At 43.2% G+C, this 338-nt stretch carries 1 protein-coding gene; it reads right to left on the reverse strand.

Annotated elements, in window-relative coordinates; all coding sequences use genetic code 11:
- A partial coding sequence (locus FILTAD_RS15215) for a transposase (RefSeq protein ID WP_148085408.1) occupies positions 1-338 on the reverse strand: 338 nt, incomplete at both ends.

Consider the following 338-nt stretch of genomic DNA (forward strand, 5'->3'; position numbering starts at 1 on the left):
CGCCCATAATAGCCACCACCCCCACCGGACTGTTTCACGATTGGGTTTGTCCCAGCCTTTTTTATAAGCTGTCCTGGATGATCATAGTTCGAGATATCAACAATTTCACTGTAAAACTCGGCTGCCGATACAACTCCGATACCTGGAATGGTTAAAAGCAGCACGCCATCTGTTTGAAGGAGGAGTGCCTCCATTTCTCTTTCTAAAGCTTGAATATTCTCATTGAAATTACCAAGTTCTTTTAGCTTCATATTCAAGATGAGCAGTTCAGGTGCCAACTCTTCCTTTGACCGGGAAAGTGAATGATTGGCCGCATAAAGCAGTTTTTCAATAGTTGT

The sequence above is a fragment of the Filibacter tadaridae genome, from assembly GCF_900609045.1.
In the GTDB taxonomy this organism is placed as follows: domain Bacteria; phylum Bacillota; class Bacilli; order Bacillales_A; family Planococcaceae; genus Sporosarcina; species Sporosarcina tadaridae.